Source organism: Pseudomonas sp. GW821-FHT07G10, from assembly GCF_059418545.1.
This window is the reverse complement of sequence record NZ_JBWKQB010000028.1, coordinates 52,386-70,588: the sequence shown is the minus strand read 5'-3', so window position 1 is coordinate 70,588 and position 18,203 is coordinate 52,386. Positions and strand designations below refer to the sequence as shown.

Here is an 18,203-nt window from a genome sequence, read left to right as displayed (position 1 = left end):
AGAAGAAGGAGAGTGCTGTGTCGCGTAGACGCGTCGTAGTCACCGGTATGGGTATGTTGTCGCCACTGGGCACGGATGTACCGAGCAGCTGGCAGGGCATTCTGGCTGGCCGTAGTGGCATTGGTCTGATCGAACACACCGACCTTTCTGCCTATTCCACCCGTTTTGGCGGCTCGGTAAAGGGCTTCAATGTCGAGGAATACCTGTCGGTAAAAGAAGCTCGCAAACTTGACCTGTTCATTCAGTACGGTCTGGCTGCCGGGTTTCAGGCGGTACGTAACTCCGGTCTGGAAGTGACCGACGCCAACCGTGAGCGTATCGGTGTGGCCATCGGTTCGGGTATTGGCGGTCTGACCAATATCGAAGAAACCAGCCGCACGTTGCATGAGCAAGGCCCGCGACGGATTTCTCCGTTCTTCGTGCCTGGCTCGATCATCAATATGATTTCCGGTTTTCTGTCTATCCATCTGGGTACCCAGGGGCCTAATTACGCCATTTCGACAGCCTGTACCACAGGTACGCACTGCATCGGCATGGCGGCGCGCAACATTGCTTACGGCGAAGCCGATGTGATGATTGCCGGCGGTGCCGAGATGGCCGCCTGCGGTCTCGGTATGGGCGGCTTCGGTGCTGCCCGTGCGTTGTCGACTCGCAACGACGAGCCGACCCGCGCCAGCCGTCCATGGGACAAGGGCCGTGACGGCTTCGTGCTTTCCGACGGTGCCGGTGCCCTGGTGCTCGAAGAGCTGGAACACGCCAAGGCTCGTGGTGCGACCATTTATGCCGAGTTGATCGGCTTTGGCATGAGCGGCGACGCTTATCACATGACGTCGCCGCCAGCCGATGGCGCGGGCGCGGCGCGCTGCATTACCAACGCTATGCGTGATGCCAGGCTGAACATTGATCAAGTGCAGTACATCAATGCCCATGGCACATCGACTTCAGCCGGTGACCTGGCGGAAGTCCAGGCGATCAAGACTGTCTTCGGTGAGCACGCCTACAAGCTGGCCGTCAGTTCGACCAAGTCCATGACCGGGCACCTGCTGGGTGCTGCTGGTGCTGTCGAGGCGATCTTCAGTGTGCTGGCGATCAACGGGCAGGTCGCGCCGCCGACCATCAACCTGGATGAGCCGGATGAAGGCTGCGACCTTGATTTCGTGCCGCATACCGCACGTGACATGGATATCGATGTCGTGCTGTCCAACTCGTTCGGGTTTGGCGGTACCAACGGTTCCCTGGTGTTCCGCCGGTTCGCCGGTTGATGCAGGGCTGGGTCGACGGTCAGCCGGCTGACGCTCTGTCGCTCAAAGATCGTGGCCTGGCCTACGGTGATGGTCTGTTCGAGACGATCGCCGTCAAGGCCGGCCAGCCATTGCTGCTGGATCGGCATTTGCAGCGTCTGGCCGAGGGCTGTTCGCGTCTGGCCATCGCTGCGGATCACTCTTTGATCCGCAGCGAGCTGTTGGCTTATGCCGCAGCCTTGGGCGAGGGTGTGCTCAAGTTGATCCTCACCCGTGGCGACAGTCTGCGCGGCTACGCTGCCGATCCGGCTGCTCAAGCTCGACGGATTCTGCAAGGCAATCCGCCTGCGGCATACCCGCCTGCCTATGGTCAGCAGGGTATTCGCCTTTTTCCCTGCGCTACGCGACTTGGCGAGCAGCCCTTGCTCGCCGGGCTCAAGCACCTGAATCGTCTGGAGCAGGTCATTGCCCGCTCCGAGTGGCATGATGCCGAGCATGCCGAAGGTTTGATGCTGGACGTTTCCGGACGCGTGATCGAAGGGGTGTTCAGCAACCTGTTTCTGGTGCGCGATAACAGACTGCTGACGGCTGACTTGAGTCGCTGCGGCGTCGCTGGCGTGATGCGAGCTGAATTATTGTTTCAAGCCAGGTCGCTGGGTATTCCCACAGAGATTACCGAGATCAGTCTCGACCAGCTGCAACAGGCCGACGAAGTCTTCGTCTGCAATAGCGTGTACGGCGTTTGGCCGGTACGCGCTTATGCAGCGTTGAGCTGGCCGGTTGGGCCACTCACCCGTAAACTGCAAGGCATTGCCCGCGCGCTACTGGATGCTTGATTTGTGAGACGTAAATTCTTGCTGCTGCTGGAAGCCGGACTGGTTCTGGCAGGATTGGTGCTGGGTACTTCGGCCTGGAAGCTGAACTCGGCGCTGGAGCAGCCGCTCAATCTGACACACGAGCAATTGCTTGATGTCCCGCCCGGTTCGACACCGAGCGGAACCTTCAATCGCCTGCAGGCCGACGGCGTCCTGCAGGACTCCTTTTGGCTGCGGCTGTACTGGCGGCTGAATCTCGACGGACAACCGCTGCATGGTGGCGAGTACCGCATGACGCCGGGCATGAGCGCCCAGGGTCTGATCGGCCTGTGGCAGCGTGGCGAAGTGGTGCAGTACAGCCTGACCCTGGTCGAAGGCTGGAATTTTCGTCAGGTACGCGCCGCCTTGGCCAAGCAGGAAAAACTTGAACAGACCTTCACCGGCTTGAGCGATAGCGAAGTGATGAACAAGCTCGGTCATGCAGGCGTGTTTCCCGAAGGACGGTTCTTTCCGGATACCTACCGTTTTGTCCGTGGCATGACCGATGCGGAACTGATGGAAAAAGCCTACGAGCGTCTGGATGATGTTCTCGCCAAAGAATGGAGCAAGCGCGCGGCTGACGCACCGTACACTGAGCCCTATCAAGCGCTGATCATGGCTTCGCTGGTGGAGAAGGAAACCGGTGTACCGCAGGAGCGTGGGCAGATTGCCGGTGTCTTCGTGCGGCGCATGCAGATTGGCATGTTGCTGCAAACCGATCCTACGGTGATCTACGGTTTGGGCGAGCGCTACAACGGTAAATTGACCCGTGCGCATTTGCGTGAGGCGACGCCTTACAACACTTACATGATCCCGGGGTTGCCACCGACTCCGATTGCTATGGTTGGGCGCGAAGCGATTCATGCAGCGTTGAATCCGGTGCCGGGTAACAGTTTGTATTTTGTGGCTCGTGGTGATGGCAGTCATGTGTTCTCCGACGACCTGGATGCGCACAATAATGCAGTGCGCGAGTTCCAGCTCAAGCGGCGCGCTGATTATCGATCCAGCCCTGCGCCGATAACGAATCAGGAGGTGCCAGAGGCTTCGAACCCGGCGCCTGAAGTGCCTGCTGATAGCACTCCGCAGGCTGCTCCGGGGGTGACTCCCGAGCACCCGACCCCGGTCCCCGCACCTGGCGTGACCGAGCCGCAAAGCCCGCAATGACTCTGATTAAGGACTGCCTGTGACTGGCCTGTTTATTACCCTGGAAGGCCCGGAAGGCGCCGGCAAAAGCACTAATCGCGAGTACCTGGCTGAGCGTCTGCGCGCCGAAGGTATCGAGGTGTTGCTGACCCGCGAACCGGGCGGTACACCATTGGCCGAGCGGATTCGTGAAGTATTGCTCACGCCCGGCGATGAAGTGATGAACGCCGACACCGAGCTGCTGCTGGTTTTCGCCGCGCGTGCCCAGCATCTGGCCGAGGTGATTCGCCCGGCGCTGGCCAAGGGTGTGGTGGTGTTGTGTGATCGCTTTACCGACTCTACTTACGCCTACCAGGGCGGTGGTCGCGGTTTGTCTGTAGAACGCATCGCAACCCTGGAAACTTTCGTTCAGGGTGATCTGCGTCCGGACCTGACGCTGGTGTTCGATTTGCCGGTCGAGGTCGGTCTGGCTCGCGCCAGTGCTCGGGGGCGGCTGGACCGTTTCGAGCTTGAAGGTCGGGTGTTCTTCGACGCGGTCCGCAGTGCTTATCTGAAACGTGCCGAGGCTGATCCGGCGCGTTATCACCTGGTGGATGCCGCCCAGCCGCTGGCGCAGGTTCAGCGGTCGCTGGACGCCCTGTTGCCGCAATTGCTGGGGCTTTACCGTGGCTGAGGCCTTCGCGTGGCAGGACAGCCTCTGGCAGCAACTGGCCGGCCGTGCACAGCATGCCCATGCCTACTTGCTGCACGGCCCGGCGGGTATCGGCAAGCGAGCGCTGGCTGAACGCTTGATGGCTCGTTTGCTCTGTCAGAAGCCGCAAGGGCTGGACGCTTGCGGGGAATGCAAATCCTGCATGCTGCTCAAGGCTGGCAGCCATCCGGATAACTACGTGCTGGAGCCAGAAGAGGCGGACAAGGCGATCAAGGTCGACCAGGTTCGTGAACTGGTCAGCTTCGTGGTGCAGACCGCGCAGTTGGGCGGGCGCAAAGTGGTACTGATCGAGCCGGTCGAGTCGATGAACAACAACGCCGCCAACGCCTTGCTGAAAAGCCTCGAAGAGCCTTCCGGCGATACCGTGTTGTTGTTGGTCAGTCACCAGCCAAGCCGTTTGTTGCCGACCGTCAAGAGTCGCTGTGTGCAGCAGGCCTGTCCGTTGCCGAGCCAGGCGATGAGTCTGGAGTGGCTGGCCAAGGCTTTGCCTGACAGCACTGAAGAGGAACGCATTGAGCTGCTGACACTGGCCGCTGGTTCGCCATTGGCCGCCGTCACCTTGCAGGCGCAGGGTGTACGTGAGCAGCGCGCCCTGGTGGTAGACGGCGTGAAAAAACTGCTCAAGCAACAGCAATCGCCAACTCAGTTGGCTGAGGGCTGGAACGCCATTTCGCTACTGTTGCTGTTCGACTGGTTCTGCGACTGGTCTAGCCTGATCCTGCGTTACCAGCTCACTCAGGACGAGGAGGGACTGGGTTTGCCCGATATGCGCAAAGTCGTGCAATATCTGGCGCAGAAGTCTTCTCAGGAAAAGGTCCTGAATATCCAGGACTGGATTCTGGCCCAGCGCCAGAAGGTGCTGAGCAAGGCCAACCTCAATCGCGTATTGCTGCTTGAGGCGTTACTGGTGCAGTGGGCAGATTTGCCTGCCCGGAATTGATCGCACGGGCCTGGAGTCAAGTAGTCGGCAGCGGGTGTCGGCATGCAGTTCAGTGATAGTGACAACACCGCTCGAAACAGAATCGAAACCCGTCCGGCCGGAGCCCTGAAGTCCGACCGTCCCACTCATACGATGTAGTTGCAGCCTTATGCTCGTAGATTCCCATTGCCACCTTGATCGCCTCGACCTTGCCGAACATGCCGGCTCTCTTGACGCGGCCCTCGAAGCGGCTCGTCAATGCGGCGTCGGTCACTTTCTCTGTATTGGCGTGAGCGTCGAAAACGCAGCTGACGTCAAAGCGCTCGCCGAGCGCTATGCCGATGTCGACTGCTCGGTCGGCGTCCATCCGCTCGACGTGCAGCCGGGCGCGGCACCTGCATTGGATTGGCTGTTACGCGAGCTCAACCACCCGCGGGTTGTGGCCATTGGTGAAACCGGTCTGGATTATCACTACGAGCCGGAAGCGGCCGAGTTGCAGCAAGCGTCCTTTCGCTTGCATCTGCAAGCCGCTCAGCAGACCGGCAAGCCGGTGATCGTCCACACCCGTGGCGCACGAGCCGACACCCTGGAGCTATTGCGTGAGGCGGCGCTGCCCCAGGCTGGCGTGCTGCACTGCTTTACCGAAGACTGGGAAATGGCCAAGGCCGCACTGGATCTGGGGTTCTATATTTCCCTGTCCGGCATCGTCACTTTCCGTAATGCCGATGCGTTGCGTGATGTCGCCAGGCAGGTGCCGGCCGACCGTCTGCTGGTGGAAACCGACTCACCGTATCTGGCGCCGATTCCGCATCGGGGCAAGCCGAACCTGCCGCAATACGTACGAGATGTTGCGCAGTATCTGGCAATGTTGCGTGGTGAGCCGTACGAGCGTTTTGCCGAGCAGACCACCGAGAACTTCAAGCGGTTGTTTCCGTTGGCGCATGTCATCGGTCCTGCGTGAGCCCCCTGTAGGAGCGAGCACGCTCGCTCCTACACAAATTGCAGGCAAAAAAAACCCGGGTTCTGGGGGGGGAATCCGGGTTAAGACCATTAGGAGTAAAACAAAGGTACGCAGTCCGTTGGTACCTTCATCGGCGCGCCACTTGGGGGAGATGTCGCGCCGACAGTTGAAGTATTGATCACTATTGCGTTGAGTCCAGTCTGACCCCTCTATTTTTTAAACAGATTTGGAATACGCGCGCTTCAGTTGAGTTCTCATTACTTGGCAATTGTCGCCAAAATTGCCAAAGTTTCGTCGATCACGCGTTTTTCTGTGTAGAAATGTGGGGAAAAGCGAATGCCAGGGCCGCGAGGGATGCACACAACCTGTTGCTGCTTGAGTTGCTCGTAGACCCGCTGATTATCGATGCCATCGATACTGAACGAGAAAATCCCTCCACGCCGGACGGGATTCGGCGGGCTATGCAGTTGTACGCCAGCCATTGTGCTCAAGCCGTCCTGTAGCCATTGCATGCGTTCGGCAATAAGCGCAGCGACCTCTTCCATACCGACTTCTTCGAGCAGCGACAAACTGGCTTCCAGCGCCATGGCACCGAGCATGTTCGGGCTGCCGCACTCGAAGCGACGCGCGCTTTTCGCAGGCTCCCAGTCGCTACGGTTGTAGTCACCCATGTGTTCGAGCATGTGCCAGCCGAACTCATGGAGTTCAAGCTGCTCGCGCAGTTCGCTGCGGCAATAGAACACGCCCAGGCCTTCAGGCCCCAGGAGCCATTTATGACCGTCTGCCATGGCGAAGTCGCATTGGTACGCCTGGACATCAAAGGGCAGGGCACCCAGTTGCTGGATGGCATCAATGCAGAACAGCACGTTCTGTTGTTTGCAGCCGGTGCCAAGGCGCTGCAGGTCCAGGCGCAGGCCACTGGCGAACTGCACGGCACTCACTGACATCAGGCGGGTGCGCGGGCCGCAGGCGGCCAGCAGGGCACCTTCGGGGTCAGCGCCCTTGAGGCTGACCTGCAGCACTTCCACACCTTGCGGTGCCAGGGCTTCCCAGACGATACGGTTGGAAGGGAATTCTTCGTCACTAATGACAATCTGATCGCCACTTTGCCATTGCAGGCCGAAGGCGACAAAAGACAGTGCTTCCGAAGTATTTTTGACCAGCGCTACGTCATCCGTTGACGGTGCGTTAAGCAGGCGCATCAAGCGTTCGCGCAAGCGTTGTTCGAGGATCATCCAGTCCGAATAGTCCCGTGCGCCCAGTAAAACGTTCTCCTGAGCGAAACGCGCGACTGCCACGGCAGCTCGATTTGGCCAGGGGGCGACGGCAGCATGATTCAAATAACGCAGGCCCGGAGCCTGTACAAATTCATCAAGAAACGTAGACATGGTCGGATGATCCGTGCAATTTGGCGCAAGTTAGGCATAATACGCGGCTTCGATTTTGACCCCTACAGACCTTTTCTTATGCAGAAAGAACCTCGTAAGGTCCGTGAGTTTCGTCGCCGCGAGCAAGAAATTCTCGATACCGCGCTAAAGCTGTTCCTCGAACAAGGTGAAGACAGCGTCACCGTCGAGATGATCGCTGATGCCGTGGGTATCGGCAAAGGGACCATCTACAAGCACTTCAAGTCCAAGGCAGAGATCTATCTGCGTCTGATGCTCGACTACGAGCGTGACCTGAACGAGCTGCTGCACTCTGCCGATGTCGACAAGGATAAGGAAGCCCTGTCCCGGGCCTACTTCGAATTCCGCATGCGCGATCCGCAGCGTTACCGGCTGTTCGACCGCCTGGAAGAAAAGGTGGTCAAGGGCAATCAGGTGCCGGAGATGGTCGAGGAGCTGCACAAGATTCGCGCGTCCAACTTCGAACGACTGACCTTGTTGATCAAGGGCCGGATCAGTGAAGGCAAGCTCGAAGACGTACCGCCTTACTTCCACTATTGCGCATCCTGGGCGCTGGTGCACGGCGCTGTGGCGCTGTATCACTCGCCGTTCTGGAGCAATGTGCTGGAAGATCAGGAAGGTTTCTTCCAGTTCCTGATGGATATCGGCGTGCGTATGGGCAACAAGCGCAAGCGCGATACCGACACTCCCGGCAGCTGAGCCATTCAGTTGCTTTATTGCGCCATGTTTCGCTACAGGGTGCAGTATCTCAGGAATATACTCAGGCTAGGGACTTGCTAAAACTTGATTTGTGAGTCAGGTTTTAGCAAGTCCGAATCTTCTACCGCCGGAGTGATCCATGATCGTTGACCGTCAAGGCAGGCATTTTCGCAATTTGCGGATCAGCCTGACTTCAGCCTGCAACTATGCGTGTACCTACTGCGTGCCGAACGGCAAGCGACTGGTCGCAGCGCAGGATGAATTGTCGGCCGAAGCCATGGCCCGTGGCGTTGCTTATCTGATTGAAGCGGCCGGCATCGAGCGCCTGCGTATTACCGGCGGCGAACCCTTGGTCAGCCCCAAGCTGGAAACCTTCATGGGCGCGGTGGGGCAGATGGGGCTGGCGGATATCAGCCTGACTACCAACGGCCAGCTCTTGGCGCGCAAACTGCCGTCGCTGGTGGATGCCGGAATTCGCCGAATCAACGTTTCCCTGGATACCCTTGACCCTGGTGCCTTTCGCAGCATTGCACGCGGCGGCGATCTGGCGACTGTGCTTAACGGTATGGATCAGGCGAAAGCCGCAGGCATCAAGATCAAGGTCAACATGGTGCCGTTGCGCGGGCAGAACCTGGATCAGGTGATGCCGCTGCTCGATTATTGCCTTGAACGCGGTTATGAACTGCGTTTTATCGAACTGATGCGCATGGGGCATTTGGCCAGTGATTCGAATGCCTTTTTGCAGCAATTCGTCAGCCTGCAACAGCTGTTGAGCCTGATCGGCGAGCGCTACGAATACCTCCAGGCTGATGCGCCAGTGGATGCCACGGCGGTGCGCTATGAAATTCCGGGCCGGGGTTTCTTTGGCGTAATTGCCAATGAAAGTGTGCCGTTCTGTCGGACCTGTTCACGTCTGCGCTTGTCGTCCACCGGCTGGCTGCATGGCTGCCTCTCGTCGAGCAATCGCCATTATGTCGGCGACCTGCTGGACAAGCCTCGCCACGAGGCTTTGCCAGCCTTGCAACGCCTATTGGTGAAAGCCTTGGGCGACAAGCAGGAAGTCGCCTTCTCCGGTGGCGCGACCATCATGAAAATCATCGGCGGATAAAAGAGTTCGCCGAAATTTGGGTTTGCTGTGGAATCTTCGGTGTTTGCCATGGCCTCATCGCGAGCAAGCCCGCTCCCACACTTGATCTGCGTCAGACTACAAAAGTGTGACCGATGGAGATCTAATGTGGGAGCGGGCTTGCTCGCGATGGCGGAGTGGCAAGCGATGAAGAAATTTCTGACACTCTCAAATCCCTCCACCATTCCCAAACCCCTTTGAGCTGGCGCGGAAGCTGCATCCTGCCAGGATTCGCCGGTTTTCCGTCACCGGCATCTGGAGGGTAGGATGCGTAGCCTGGTTTTGCTGCTGGCCTTTTTGGCGCTTGGTGGCTGCATGAATGTCAGCGATCTGGGTGAGGGCGCTCGCTATCACATGAGCGATGCGGGCTTGCTCGATCACAGTGATACCCATCGCTCGAACTCGTTCCGCATACAGCCAGACTCCTTTATTTATATCGCCCAAGGCGCCTTTGCACCGCCCGGCAGTCCCTATCCGCGGCCAAATGTGGTCGCCGAAGAAGCCTTCAACGGGTTTGTCGAATACTTCCCCATGGTCCGTCGCGCCCAATCCCCTGAGGGGCTGGAGGAAGCGATGACCGAAGCCCGCGCGGCCGGTGCGCATTATCTGCTCTACACCCGTTTCGCCAAGGCTGACGACCGGATCGGCAACTCGGATGAATGGATCGATCAGCAAGCCGTGGATCGAATGGGGATCGACAGTGGCGTGATTCAGCTCATGTTGATCGAGACCAACACCCGGTATTTGATCGATACTGCACGTATTCACAGTCGTGGTGGTTTACTGACGTTCCACGACAACAAGCCAGAAGATTTGCTGGGTCCGCCGCTCGAGCAATACGCTCGTAGCCTGTTGGGCTTGAGCGACTAAGCAATACAAGAGGAAAACAACATGAGTGGTCCGCAAAAAGCTAATGATCTGTTGGGACAAATTCCCAAATCCAAAGGCTTGCCACCGGTCCACTTGTGGAACCCCGACTTTTGCGGCGATATCGACATGCGGATCGCCCGCGACGGAACCTGGTATTACCTTGGCACGCCCATCGGGCGTAAACCGATGGTTAAACTGTTCTCCACCATCATGCGTCGCGATGGTGACGATTACTTCCTGATTACCCCGGTGGAAAAGGTTGGCATCAAGGTCGACGATGCGCCTTTTGTCGCCGTCAGCCTTGAGGTTGAAGGCGAGGGCGAAACTCAGTTGCTGCGTTTCACCACGAATGTCGAAGAGCAGGCCGAAGCCGGTCCTGAGCATGCGTTGCGAGTGGTGATCGATCCCGACACTCAAGAGCCTGCACCCTATGTGCATGTGCGGAGCAATTTCGAAGCCTTGATCCATCGCAATGTGTTTTACCAACTGGTGGAACTGGCGGTGACACGGGAAATCGACGGGCAGCGCTGGTTGGGGGTCTGGAGTGGCGGTGAGTTCTTTACTATCGGACTTGAGCCTTGAATCGACTGTAAGTCGTCTTCGCGGGGTAGGAGCCGAGCTTGCTCGCGATGAGCGTTAACGATAACGCGTGTTTTCTGAATAAACGCGCCGCCCTTGAGTCCATCGCGAGCAAGCTCGGCTCCTACAGGATTGCACGGCCGTGGATATCCCTCTGAAATAATCCGCTGCCACTGCCGACTCGTTTCGTTTATTGATTTGTACATGATTAGACATGTTCGATTTGACAAGAAAAAGCGAGTGGTTGACGAGCTGATTCGGCGTATCGAAAGCGGCCTCATGGAGGACGGCTTACTGCTGCCACCGGCTCAAGCGGCCCGTCGCGCCAATGCCGCTGCAGCGCTGGCGGTCATGCGTTGGGGGCCAGCCACCTTGCCGGGCACTGCTGAGGTCGATGCGTTTATCGCCAGATCGTAGGGGCAGGATCGTCCGAGCGCGGCCCGAACCTCCGGCAGCTCCTTCTGACCCTGGTGCACAGGGTCAGTCTGGAAAGGTTTCGCAGCCTTCGATTTACTTGCGGGCGTTGCCGTCACGGTCAGAGCCCGAGCCACCGGTGGTGGTTTTAGAGCTGGTACCCAATCTGGCGTTGTCCGGGACGCTGGAGTTCATGATGTCCGGGCTATGGGTATCGTTGCGATCAATTCGTGGGTCGGTCGCGGTGGCGGGGGATGTCGCCCGGTAGACTGGGTTGGTCGGGGCGGTTGAACCGGCGAAGGCTGCTGAAGACAGCAACCCGGCAAGGACAAGGGCAGGCAGTTTTGACATGTTCATGGCGTCGCCTCCACTTCTAGAGTCGTTACCCGTACCAGTCTGCTCCCGATTTCGATGGGTGGCTGAATTTAGACGAGTGGTCTAGGCGTTCTGCAGTGCCTTTTCGACGTTCAACCAGCGCCAGATCAGCCGGCCCACGGTAATCAGCCAACTCATCACCGCAACTGCCAATATCATAAGCAACAGGGCGGACATGCCTTGTTCGACGATGATCTTGCCGGCCAACAGTGGAAAGCCGAACACACCTATGAAGTAGGCAAGGCTGAACAGCAACAGGGATTGCGAGGTGGTACCGGCGGGGGCTTCATTGGCGGCGAGGCCGTTGATCACCGAATAGGTTAGCCCGTAACCGACACCGAGAATGACCGCCGCCAGTACATAGCTGAAGCCGTCGTCGACCAGGAACCGGAACATCACGATCGACACCACTGTCAGCCCGCAGAGCAGGCAGGACGCCCCATAGGCGTCGCGTTTGACCACGATACTGGCGATCAGCAGGCGGCTGGTGATCGCCGCACTCATGAAGCCTAAAAAGAACAGTGAATAATCCAGTGAACGGGAGGCGGCGTAGCTGGTCTGGAAGCTCGACAGGCCACCAAACACGCATCCGCCCAGGCCGACCATGATGATCGAAAATACCGCTTTGGAAGAAAGCACTTGGGCGGCCGCCGACCAGGAAATCTTCGACACGGCAGCGGTTCCCAGCAGATTGGGGCGGTGCTTGAGGGCTACTCCCAATCGCCAGAACATCACCACCCCCATCAGGCTTGCCAGCGCGGCGATGTAAAAAGCGGTGGTGACGGGATAGCCCAGCACGCTGGCCGCACGGCCCAACAACGGACCGGAACCAATGCCGGTCATCATGCTGCCTGACAGCAGCGCGAAGTACCTGGCGCGCTGAGTGGGCTCGACCAGCATCGCCACGATGATTGGCCCCAGGGTGTAAAACACGCCCCAGCCGAGGCCAAGCATCAGCCCAAAAAACAATAAGGCATTCCCGAACCCAGGCGTCAGCGCGAAACCCAGGCTGGCCACTACCAGCAAGCAGCCGAACAGCGCAATTGAGCGTGCAGCACCCAACAGGTCTGACAAATGCCCGGAGAGGATCACCGCCACAAAGGTGCTGAGCATCGCGATCGAGATCACGCTGCCAGCGTCATGCTCGTTGCCGCCGCGTGAACTGATCAGCAGTGACAGTAGGAAGGTCGAACCATAGGACAGTGAAAGCAGATAACTGGCAACGCAAAACAGGCCGAATAGCTTCCCTGAAACGATGGTGTCCTGATGAGTACCGGTCTGCATGAAGGCGTCTCTTGCCAGCTGGAATTATGAATCGCATTTCTAACATGCGAGGCGCAGACGTTAGTTGTGTTCTTGCAGACTTCAGGGTTAGTCAATAACGGAGTAAAGCACTGATTGATGCTGTCAGCACAAACCGATCTCCTCCATAAACTCCTCCATGAATCGCTTCAATCGTTCATGACGAATCTGCGCCAGCCGGCTGCCGGTCTGTGTTTGGAAACCAGCGGCCAGGTGCAGCAGCTTGGTCTGGAAGTGATCAAGGGTGAAGCGCTTGTCGTCATAATCGCGGGACTTTGCTTCGGGGTCCAACGGGTGGTAAAGCGCGCTGCCTATTCGCCCGGAGACATAAAACGTCCGCGCCACGCCGAGCATTCCAAGGGAATCGAGACGGTCGGCGTCCTGCAGGATTCTTGCTTCCAGCGTCGTTGGTGTCATACCCGCCGAGAAACTGTGGGTCTCGATGGCGTGGGCGACCGCAGCGACTTTATCTTCTGGCCAACTCAAGCCAGCCAACACCTGCGAGGCTTTCTCCGCGGCCAGACGTGACGCCTGGGCTCTCAACGACGAGTTCTTTTCCACCGCCACACAATCATGCAAAAGCACCGCCGCCAGCAGCACCTCGAGGTCGCCACTTTCCTCTTTGTGGATAACGCGAGCGTTGTTCCAGACCCGATGCAGGTGCGACAGATCGTGGGCGCCATCCTCGGACGGCTCAAGCGCGTGGGGCAGGAGTGTTGCGGCAAGACTTTGCAGCGGAGCGAAAGCAGCGATCATTCGAAAATCTCGTTAGGAGTAAGACGATTAAACGTCGGGCGCAGGACCTGTGGCGAGGGAGTGGCTTGCTCCCTCGCTACAGTTGATCCGATGACCATAAACCAGGTTTTCATCTGAAATGTGACGAGCGCTCGGCGCCGACTTAGTATGGCTTTTTCACATCCGTACAAGGAAAGTCCATGACCATCGAAATCCGCCCAGCCGTGCCGAGCGATGCCCCGCAAATCCTCGCGTTCATCACCGAACTGGCGGATTACGAGCGCGCCAGGCACGAAGTCATCGCCAGCGTCGCCGACATTGAACGCAGCCTGTTCAACGAAGGCGCCACCGCCCATGGCCTGATCTGTCTGCGGGACGGGCAGCCGATTGGCTTCGCGGTGTTCTTCTTCAGCTACTCGACCTGGCTGGGGAGCAATTGCCTCTACCTCGAAGACCTTTACATCAACCCTGAACAGCGTGGCGGCGGAGCGGGTAAAAAACTCCTGCGTCACCTCGCACAAATCGCCTGCGCCAACGACTGCGGACGGTTCGAATGGAGCGTACTGGACTGGAACGAGCCGGCGATTCAATTTTACAAATCGATCGGTGCCCAGCCACAGGATGAGTGGGTGCGTTATCGCATGGAAGGGAAGGTGTTGAGGGAGTTTGCCCAAGGTTGATGGGCAATCAGTTCCCCAGCCCCTTTTGGGGGCGGAGGGTTAGCTGAGAGACCTCAAGGCCGCTTGACTGGCGCCGGCAAGGTCACCAAGGTTACATAGTCATCCCAGAACGCCTTCTGATCGATGGCGAACACCACTTTGGCTTTTTGCGTGCCCACCGGCGGGTTTTTCTTGTAGCCCAATGCGCGGCCGTAATCCGGGCCGAACCGGGCGTCGACGTCGACCCACATATCGCGGGCTTCGGTGACCATTTGCGGCTTGACCAAAAACAGCGTGGGCAGGCTGTCCCAGGTGAAGCGGTGATAGCCCGGATCCTTGCTGAACAGGGGGCCGAACTCGTGTTTGTACAGGTCTGGAATCACGCCTTTGTGGGCGACGATACGCTTGTAGATCAAGGCATCGAAGGTGACTTTTTCGCAGACATCGTTCGGGAAAATCACCTGTTCGATGGGCGAGCGCAGGACGATCTTCGCCGCCTCGGGGTCGAACCACCAATTGAACTCGGCGGCTGGCGTGGTATTGCCCGGAATCTCGATAGCGCCGCCCATATACACGATGCGTTTGATCAGCGGCACGATGTCCGGCGCCTGACGGATGGCCAGTGCCAGGTTGGTCAGCGGGCCGATCGCCAGCAGGGTCACTTCATGGGGGTTGGCGCGCACGCTGTCGATGATGAACTGCGGTGCGGTTTCCTTGCGTAGTTGGGTGTGAGTCGCCAGGCCATCGGGCGGCGCGATCAGTTGCGCGGCGGAAGTTGGCCGCGGACTCTTGAACGCCCCCGGCCAGCCGGCGCCGAAGAACGCTTGCTCCTGTGGATAAGTGGCGAAGTCATGCAGCAGCGGGTAGGCCGCGCCGGAATACACGCCGATTTCTTTTTCCAGGCCCATGCGCTCAACGGCTTTGAGCGCATCGACTTGTTCTTGGTCGACCCAGGCGTTGCCGCTGACCAGGGTCAGACCCAGCAGGTCAATACGCTTCTGCGCATGCAGTTGGGCGAGCATGATGAAGGCCTGACCGTCATCGTTAAGCACGTTGAAGTCGGTGTCGAAGATGACTTTTTCCGCCGCTTGCAGCGACCCGGTGCAAAGGCCGACGGCGACAAACAGCGCACAGCGTTTGATGAAACGTTGCATGGGGTATTCACCTGACAGTTGTTGTTTTTGATCATTGCGTAACAGACGCCCTGCGTAGCAGCTGCCGAGCTGTGCGGCTCGGCAGCTGCTACGTTGGAGGGCGTTTTAGCGGTTCACCAGTTTTGCCGGTAATGCGATCACCAGAAAGCTGCTGAGAATCAAGCACCCGGCGAAGAACCACAAAGCCCCGGCGCTGCTGCCAGTGACGTCGATGGCCACGCCCATCAGCGAGTTGCTGACCAGACCGGCGATATTCGCCAGCGAGCAGGCCAGGGCGAAACCGGTCGCAGCGGCGGTGCCTTTGAGGAAAGTCGCTGGCAGGCTGAAGAACACCGGTACCGCGCCGATGATTGCCGCCGAGGCGATGGCGAACAGCGCAACGGTGGCGATCACGTTGTGGGTGAAGAAGGTGCTGCTAGCCATGGCCGCGGCGCCGATCAGAAACGGCACGATGATGTGCCAGCGACGTTCCCGATGTTTGTCGGAGCTGGCGCCGATCAGCAGCATACCCAGCAGTGCCGCGATGCTTGGCAAGGCGGTCAATACGCCGATATGGAAGGTGTCGACGATTCCCGCGTTGCGGATGAAAGTCGGCATCCAGAAACCCATGGCGTAGGCGCTGAGCAGGATCGAGAAGTCGATACCGCCGAGCATCCAGACTTTCAGGTTGAAGAAGCCGTCGCGAAAGCTGTGTTTGCTGCCTGTGCTGCCGGCCTCATCGGTGCGCAGTTCGTTTTCTAGCAACGCCTTTTCTTCGTCGTTCAGCCATTTGGCCTGCTGAAAACTGTTGGGTAAGGCCCAGAAAGTCAGGATACCGAGCAAGACACTGGGCACCGCTTCGATCAGGAACAACCATTGCCAGCCGCGCAGGCCACCCAGGTTATCGAAATGACCCATGACCCAGCCCGACAGCGGGCCGCCGATCACGCTGGATAGCGGTAGACCAATCATGAACAAGGCAATAATGCGCCCGCGCCGATAGGTCGGAAACCAGGTGGTCAGGTAGTACAAAACCCCTGGTAGAAAACCCGCTTCGGCAGCACCCAGCAGAAAGCGCAGGATGTAGAACTGGGTAGTGGAGGTCACGAGCATGGTGCAGGCCGAAAGCAGGCCCCAGGTGATCATGATCCGCGCGATCCAGATTTTCGCACCGACTTTTTCCAGCACCAGATTGCTGGGTACTTCAAACAGGATGTAACCGACAAAGAACAGCCCGGCGCCAAGACCGAACGCGGTTTCGCTGAAGTGCAGTTGATCGAGCATCTGCAGTTTGGCGAAGCCGATATTGATCCGGTCGAGGTAGGCGGCCAGGTAGCAGAAACACAGGAAGGGAATCAGCTTCCAGGTGATCTTGTGGTAGAGCGCTTGAATCGGGTTGGCGACGGTGGTCGCGGTTGTTGCATCTGTATTCGCGTTCGCAATGGGCATGGCTTGTGTCTCCTGGCGGTGACTTATGGTTTTTATACAGCCGCTTTTTCCAGCGCTCTGGGAGCGCCGGGGCGGCTTCCAAAGGCAGTGTCAGAAGACTGGGCACGCTCGTTTCATAACGAGCTGTGCTCAGTTTTTTTACGCTGGGTCGTGGTCAAAATACTTATGACACCTGAATCAAACCCGGCAGGACCGGCGCTCTATGGCGCGGTTCTCGTTGTATGCATTACATCCGTTCGAATTGTGCAATCGCCTCCTGCTTGCTGACGACATCGCCGTACTTGCTGTCGATGTCGAACAGATTCGCTTCATGGGGCGCCGGATGCCGGTCGCCAACGCATTCGCGCACGACGATGGTGCGAAATCCATGTTGCACCGCGTCCACTGCTGTCGCACGAATGCAGCCGCTGGTGGAGCAACCGGCCAGTACCACGGTGTCGATGCCTTGGGCGTGCAGCATCGAGGCCAGGCTGCTGCCAAAAAAGGCACTGGCGTATTGTTTGCTGATCACCACTTCATCGGCGCGCGGCAACACCGCTTCGCAGAACGAGGCCAACGGGTTGCCTTCGACCATGTCTTTCATCACCGGGGCCTTTTTCACCCAGATGCCGCCGTCGGCGAAATGGCCGGGATGGTAGCGGATATTGGTGTGCACCACCGGGATGCCCTGACGCCGGGCGCTTTCCAGCAGCTCGACGCTTTCGGCGACGGCGCTGACCACGCCGGGGGCGAACAGCGGCGCACCTTCGGTGGTGTAGCCACGCATGAAATCGATCATCAGCAGCGCGGCTTTTTGACCGAAACCAATGCGCTGACCCCACACGCCTTGATAGTTGTCGTTAGCGGTTTGCTCGCTCATCGTGCTCACCTTTTAATAAGCGCCAGAGAGCAACGCGCCGGCACCGGGAACAATGGGTTCCAGGTCCAGTGCTTTAAGCATGGCGTAGGTGGTGGCGATAGCCGCTGTCAGCACTGGTTTGCCGGTCTGGGCTTCGACTTGCGCCACCACCGGCAGCGACTGCATCTGTACGCAGGCTGAAAGCACGATCACATCAACGCCTTCCAGATTCATCCCCGCGACGATGGCCGGCAGTCTGGCCGGGTCGTGGCGGGCCACTTCGAGGTTGTCGGGGATTTCCAGCGCGCGCCAGTCGACCACTTCAAAGCCTTCTTCACGGATGTAATTCACCACCAGTTCGGTCAGTGGCTTCATGTACGGCGCAACAATCGCGATGCGTTTGGCGCCCATGACTTTCAGGCCTTCGATCAACGCGCCGGCACTGGTGATCACCGGTGCGTTGGCGTCGTTATCGGCGGTGGCCTTGCGCAAGCGTTGTTCGGATTTACGGTGATAGCCAAGGCCCATGGCCATGATCGCGACAAGACACGCATAACCAAGGACGTCGACTTTGGCATCGGACAGTTCGATGGCGCAGCGGTCGGATTCGCCGTCCATTGCTGCCAGCTCTTCCTTGCGCACTTGCTTCATGCGCATGCGGCTGGAGTGGAAGGTGAAGCGTTCCGGGCGGATCAACTGGCGCGCAGTGAGCATCGCCGGGATCTCGGTTTCCATGGTGGTGTTGGAGCTCGGCACAATCTGACCGATGCGATAAGGCTTGAGCATAA

At 58.6% G+C, this 18,203-nt stretch carries 19 protein-coding genes and 3 pseudogenes; 14 read left to right on the top strand and 8 right to left on the bottom strand.

What is annotated here, in order from left to right; all coding sequences use genetic code 11:
• The first annotated feature begins 17 nt into the window (after window positions 1-17).
• From fabF to AC07O1_RS24805, 7 genes and pseudogenes are all read left to right on the top strand, one after another.
• On the top strand, window positions 18-1,262 hold the full coding sequence (fabF, locus tag AC07O1_RS24835) for a beta-ketoacyl-ACP synthase II (RefSeq protein ID WP_494993997.1): 1,245 nt from the start codon (window positions 18-20) through the stop codon (window positions 1,260-1,262).
• Window positions 1,262-2,077, top strand: coding sequence for an aminodeoxychorismate lyase (pabC, locus tag AC07O1_RS24830; RefSeq protein WP_494993996.1), 816 nt, complete (start codon window positions 1,262-1,264; stop codon window positions 2,075-2,077). The genes fabF and pabC overlap by 1 nt, the downstream gene beginning before the upstream one ends.
• A 3-nt stretch (window positions 2,078-2,080) precedes the next feature.
• Complete coding sequence (mltG, locus tag AC07O1_RS24825; RefSeq protein ID WP_495090480.1) at window positions 2,081-3,259, top strand: endolytic transglycosylase MltG; 1,179 nt, start codon at window positions 2,081-2,083, stop codon at window positions 3,257-3,259.
• A gap of 19 nt (window positions 3,260-3,278) precedes the next feature.
• Window positions 3,279-3,911, top strand: a complete 633-nt coding sequence (tmk, locus tag AC07O1_RS24820) for a dTMP kinase (RefSeq protein ID WP_495090479.1) — start codon at window positions 3,279-3,281, stop codon at window positions 3,909-3,911.
• A complete protein-coding gene (locus tag AC07O1_RS24815) occupies window positions 3,904-4,890 on the top strand; it encodes a DNA polymerase III subunit delta' (protein WP_495090478.1) in 987 nt (328 codons plus the stop codon). Before tmk ends, AC07O1_RS24815 begins: the two co-directional genes overlap by 8 nt.
• A gap of 27 nt (window positions 4,891-4,917) precedes the next feature.
• Window positions 4,918-5,028, top strand: a pseudogene (locus AC07O1_RS24810) (PilZ domain-containing protein); the annotation flags it as partial.
• A 10-nt stretch (window positions 5,029-5,038) separates the two neighbouring features.
• Window positions 5,039-5,830 (top strand): TatD family hydrolase, encoded by a 792-nt coding sequence (locus tag AC07O1_RS24805; protein ID WP_494993992.1) that lies wholly within the window; start codon window positions 5,039-5,041, stop codon window positions 5,828-5,830.
• Between the two features lie 257 nt (window positions 5,831-6,087).
• Here the strand turns inward: AC07O1_RS24805 and AC07O1_RS24800 are convergent, their stop codons facing one another.
• Window positions 6,088-7,218: an aminotransferase class V-fold PLP-dependent enzyme gene (locus AC07O1_RS24800; protein ID WP_495090477.1), complete on the bottom strand. Its 1,131-nt coding sequence runs from the start codon at window positions 7,216-7,218 to the stop codon at window positions 6,088-6,090.
• A 78-nt stretch (window positions 7,219-7,296) separates the two neighbouring features.
• Here AC07O1_RS24800 and AC07O1_RS24795 point away from each other — a divergent pair, with 78 nt between their 5' ends.
• The 6 genes and pseudogenes from AC07O1_RS24795 to AC07O1_RS24770 form a co-directional block, all read left to right on the top strand.
• Window positions 7,297-7,935 (top strand): TetR/AcrR family transcriptional regulator, encoded by a 639-nt coding sequence (locus tag AC07O1_RS24795; protein WP_494993990.1) that lies wholly within the window; start codon window positions 7,297-7,299, stop codon window positions 7,933-7,935.
• A 139-nt stretch (window positions 7,936-8,074) separates the two neighbouring features.
• Entirely contained in the window at window positions 8,075-9,043 is a 969-nt protein-coding gene (locus tag AC07O1_RS24790; protein WP_495090476.1) for a GTP 3',8-cyclase MoaA, read from the top strand.
• Window positions 9,044-9,328: 285 nt separating this feature from the next.
• Window positions 9,329-9,931: a DUF4823 domain-containing protein gene (locus AC07O1_RS24785; protein ID WP_494993988.1), complete on the top strand. Its 603-nt coding sequence runs from the start codon at window positions 9,329-9,331 to the stop codon at window positions 9,929-9,931.
• A gap of 21 nt (window positions 9,932-9,952) precedes the next feature.
• Window positions 9,953-10,513, top strand: a complete 561-nt coding sequence (locus AC07O1_RS24780; RefSeq protein WP_495090475.1) for a DUF1285 domain-containing protein — start codon at window positions 9,953-9,955, stop codon at window positions 10,511-10,513.
• A gap of 201 nt (window positions 10,514-10,714) precedes the next feature.
• Window positions 10,715-10,813, top strand: a pseudogene (locus tag AC07O1_RS24775) (GntR family transcriptional regulator); the annotation flags it as partial.
• Window positions 10,808-10,927: pseudogene (locus AC07O1_RS24770) on the top strand (sugar kinase); the annotation flags it as partial. The pseudogenes AC07O1_RS24775 and AC07O1_RS24770, both read left to right, overlap by 6 nt.
• Before the next feature lie 93 nt (window positions 10,928-11,020).
• Here the strand turns inward: AC07O1_RS24770 and AC07O1_RS24765 are convergent.
• The 3 genes from AC07O1_RS24765 to AC07O1_RS24755 form a co-directional block, all read right to left on the bottom strand.
• On the bottom strand, window positions 11,021-11,281 hold the full coding sequence (locus tag AC07O1_RS24765; protein WP_495090474.1) for a hypothetical protein: 261 nt from the start codon (window positions 11,279-11,281) through the stop codon (window positions 11,021-11,023).
• Between the two features lie 81 nt (window positions 11,282-11,362).
• Window positions 11,363-12,583 carry an MFS transporter gene (locus AC07O1_RS24760; protein WP_495090473.1) on the bottom strand — a complete coding sequence of 407 codons (1,221 nt, stop codon included), beginning with the start codon at window positions 12,581-12,583 and terminating at the stop codon, window positions 11,363-11,365.
• Between the two features lie 123 nt (window positions 12,584-12,706).
• Window positions 12,707-13,357 (bottom strand): HD domain-containing protein, encoded by a 651-nt coding sequence (locus AC07O1_RS24755; RefSeq protein ID WP_495090472.1) that lies wholly within the window; start codon window positions 13,355-13,357, stop codon window positions 12,707-12,709.
• A 179-nt stretch (window positions 13,358-13,536) separates the two neighbouring features.
• On the opposite strand from AC07O1_RS24755, the gene AC07O1_RS24750 reads away from it, so the two are divergent.
• Window positions 13,537-14,016 (top strand): GNAT family N-acetyltransferase, encoded by a 480-nt coding sequence (locus AC07O1_RS24750; protein WP_495090471.1) that lies wholly within the window; start codon window positions 13,537-13,539, stop codon window positions 14,014-14,016.
• A gap of 53 nt (window positions 14,017-14,069) precedes the next feature.
• Here AC07O1_RS24750 and AC07O1_RS24745 read toward each other — a convergent pair whose 3' ends face one another.
• The 4 genes from AC07O1_RS24745 to AC07O1_RS24730 form a co-directional block, all read right to left on the bottom strand.
• A complete protein-coding gene (locus AC07O1_RS24745) occupies window positions 14,070-15,149 on the bottom strand; it encodes a nucleoside hydrolase (RefSeq protein ID WP_495090470.1) in 1,080 nt (359 codons plus the stop codon).
• Between the two features lie 105 nt (window positions 15,150-15,254).
• A complete protein-coding gene (locus tag AC07O1_RS24740; RefSeq protein ID WP_495090469.1) occupies window positions 15,255-16,577 on the bottom strand; it encodes an MFS transporter in 1,323 nt (440 codons plus the stop codon).
• A gap of 226 nt (window positions 16,578-16,803) precedes the next feature.
• On the bottom strand, window positions 16,804-17,436 hold the full coding sequence (locus AC07O1_RS24735; RefSeq protein ID WP_495090468.1) for an N-carbamoylsarcosine amidohydrolase: 633 nt from the start codon (window positions 17,434-17,436) through the stop codon (window positions 16,804-16,806).
• A 12-nt stretch (window positions 17,437-17,448) separates the two neighbouring features.
• Window positions 17,449-18,201, bottom strand: coding sequence for a maleate cis-trans isomerase family protein (locus tag AC07O1_RS24730; RefSeq protein WP_495090467.1), 753 nt, complete (start codon window positions 18,199-18,201; stop codon window positions 17,449-17,451).
• Window positions 18,202-18,203: the final 2 nt, after the last annotated feature.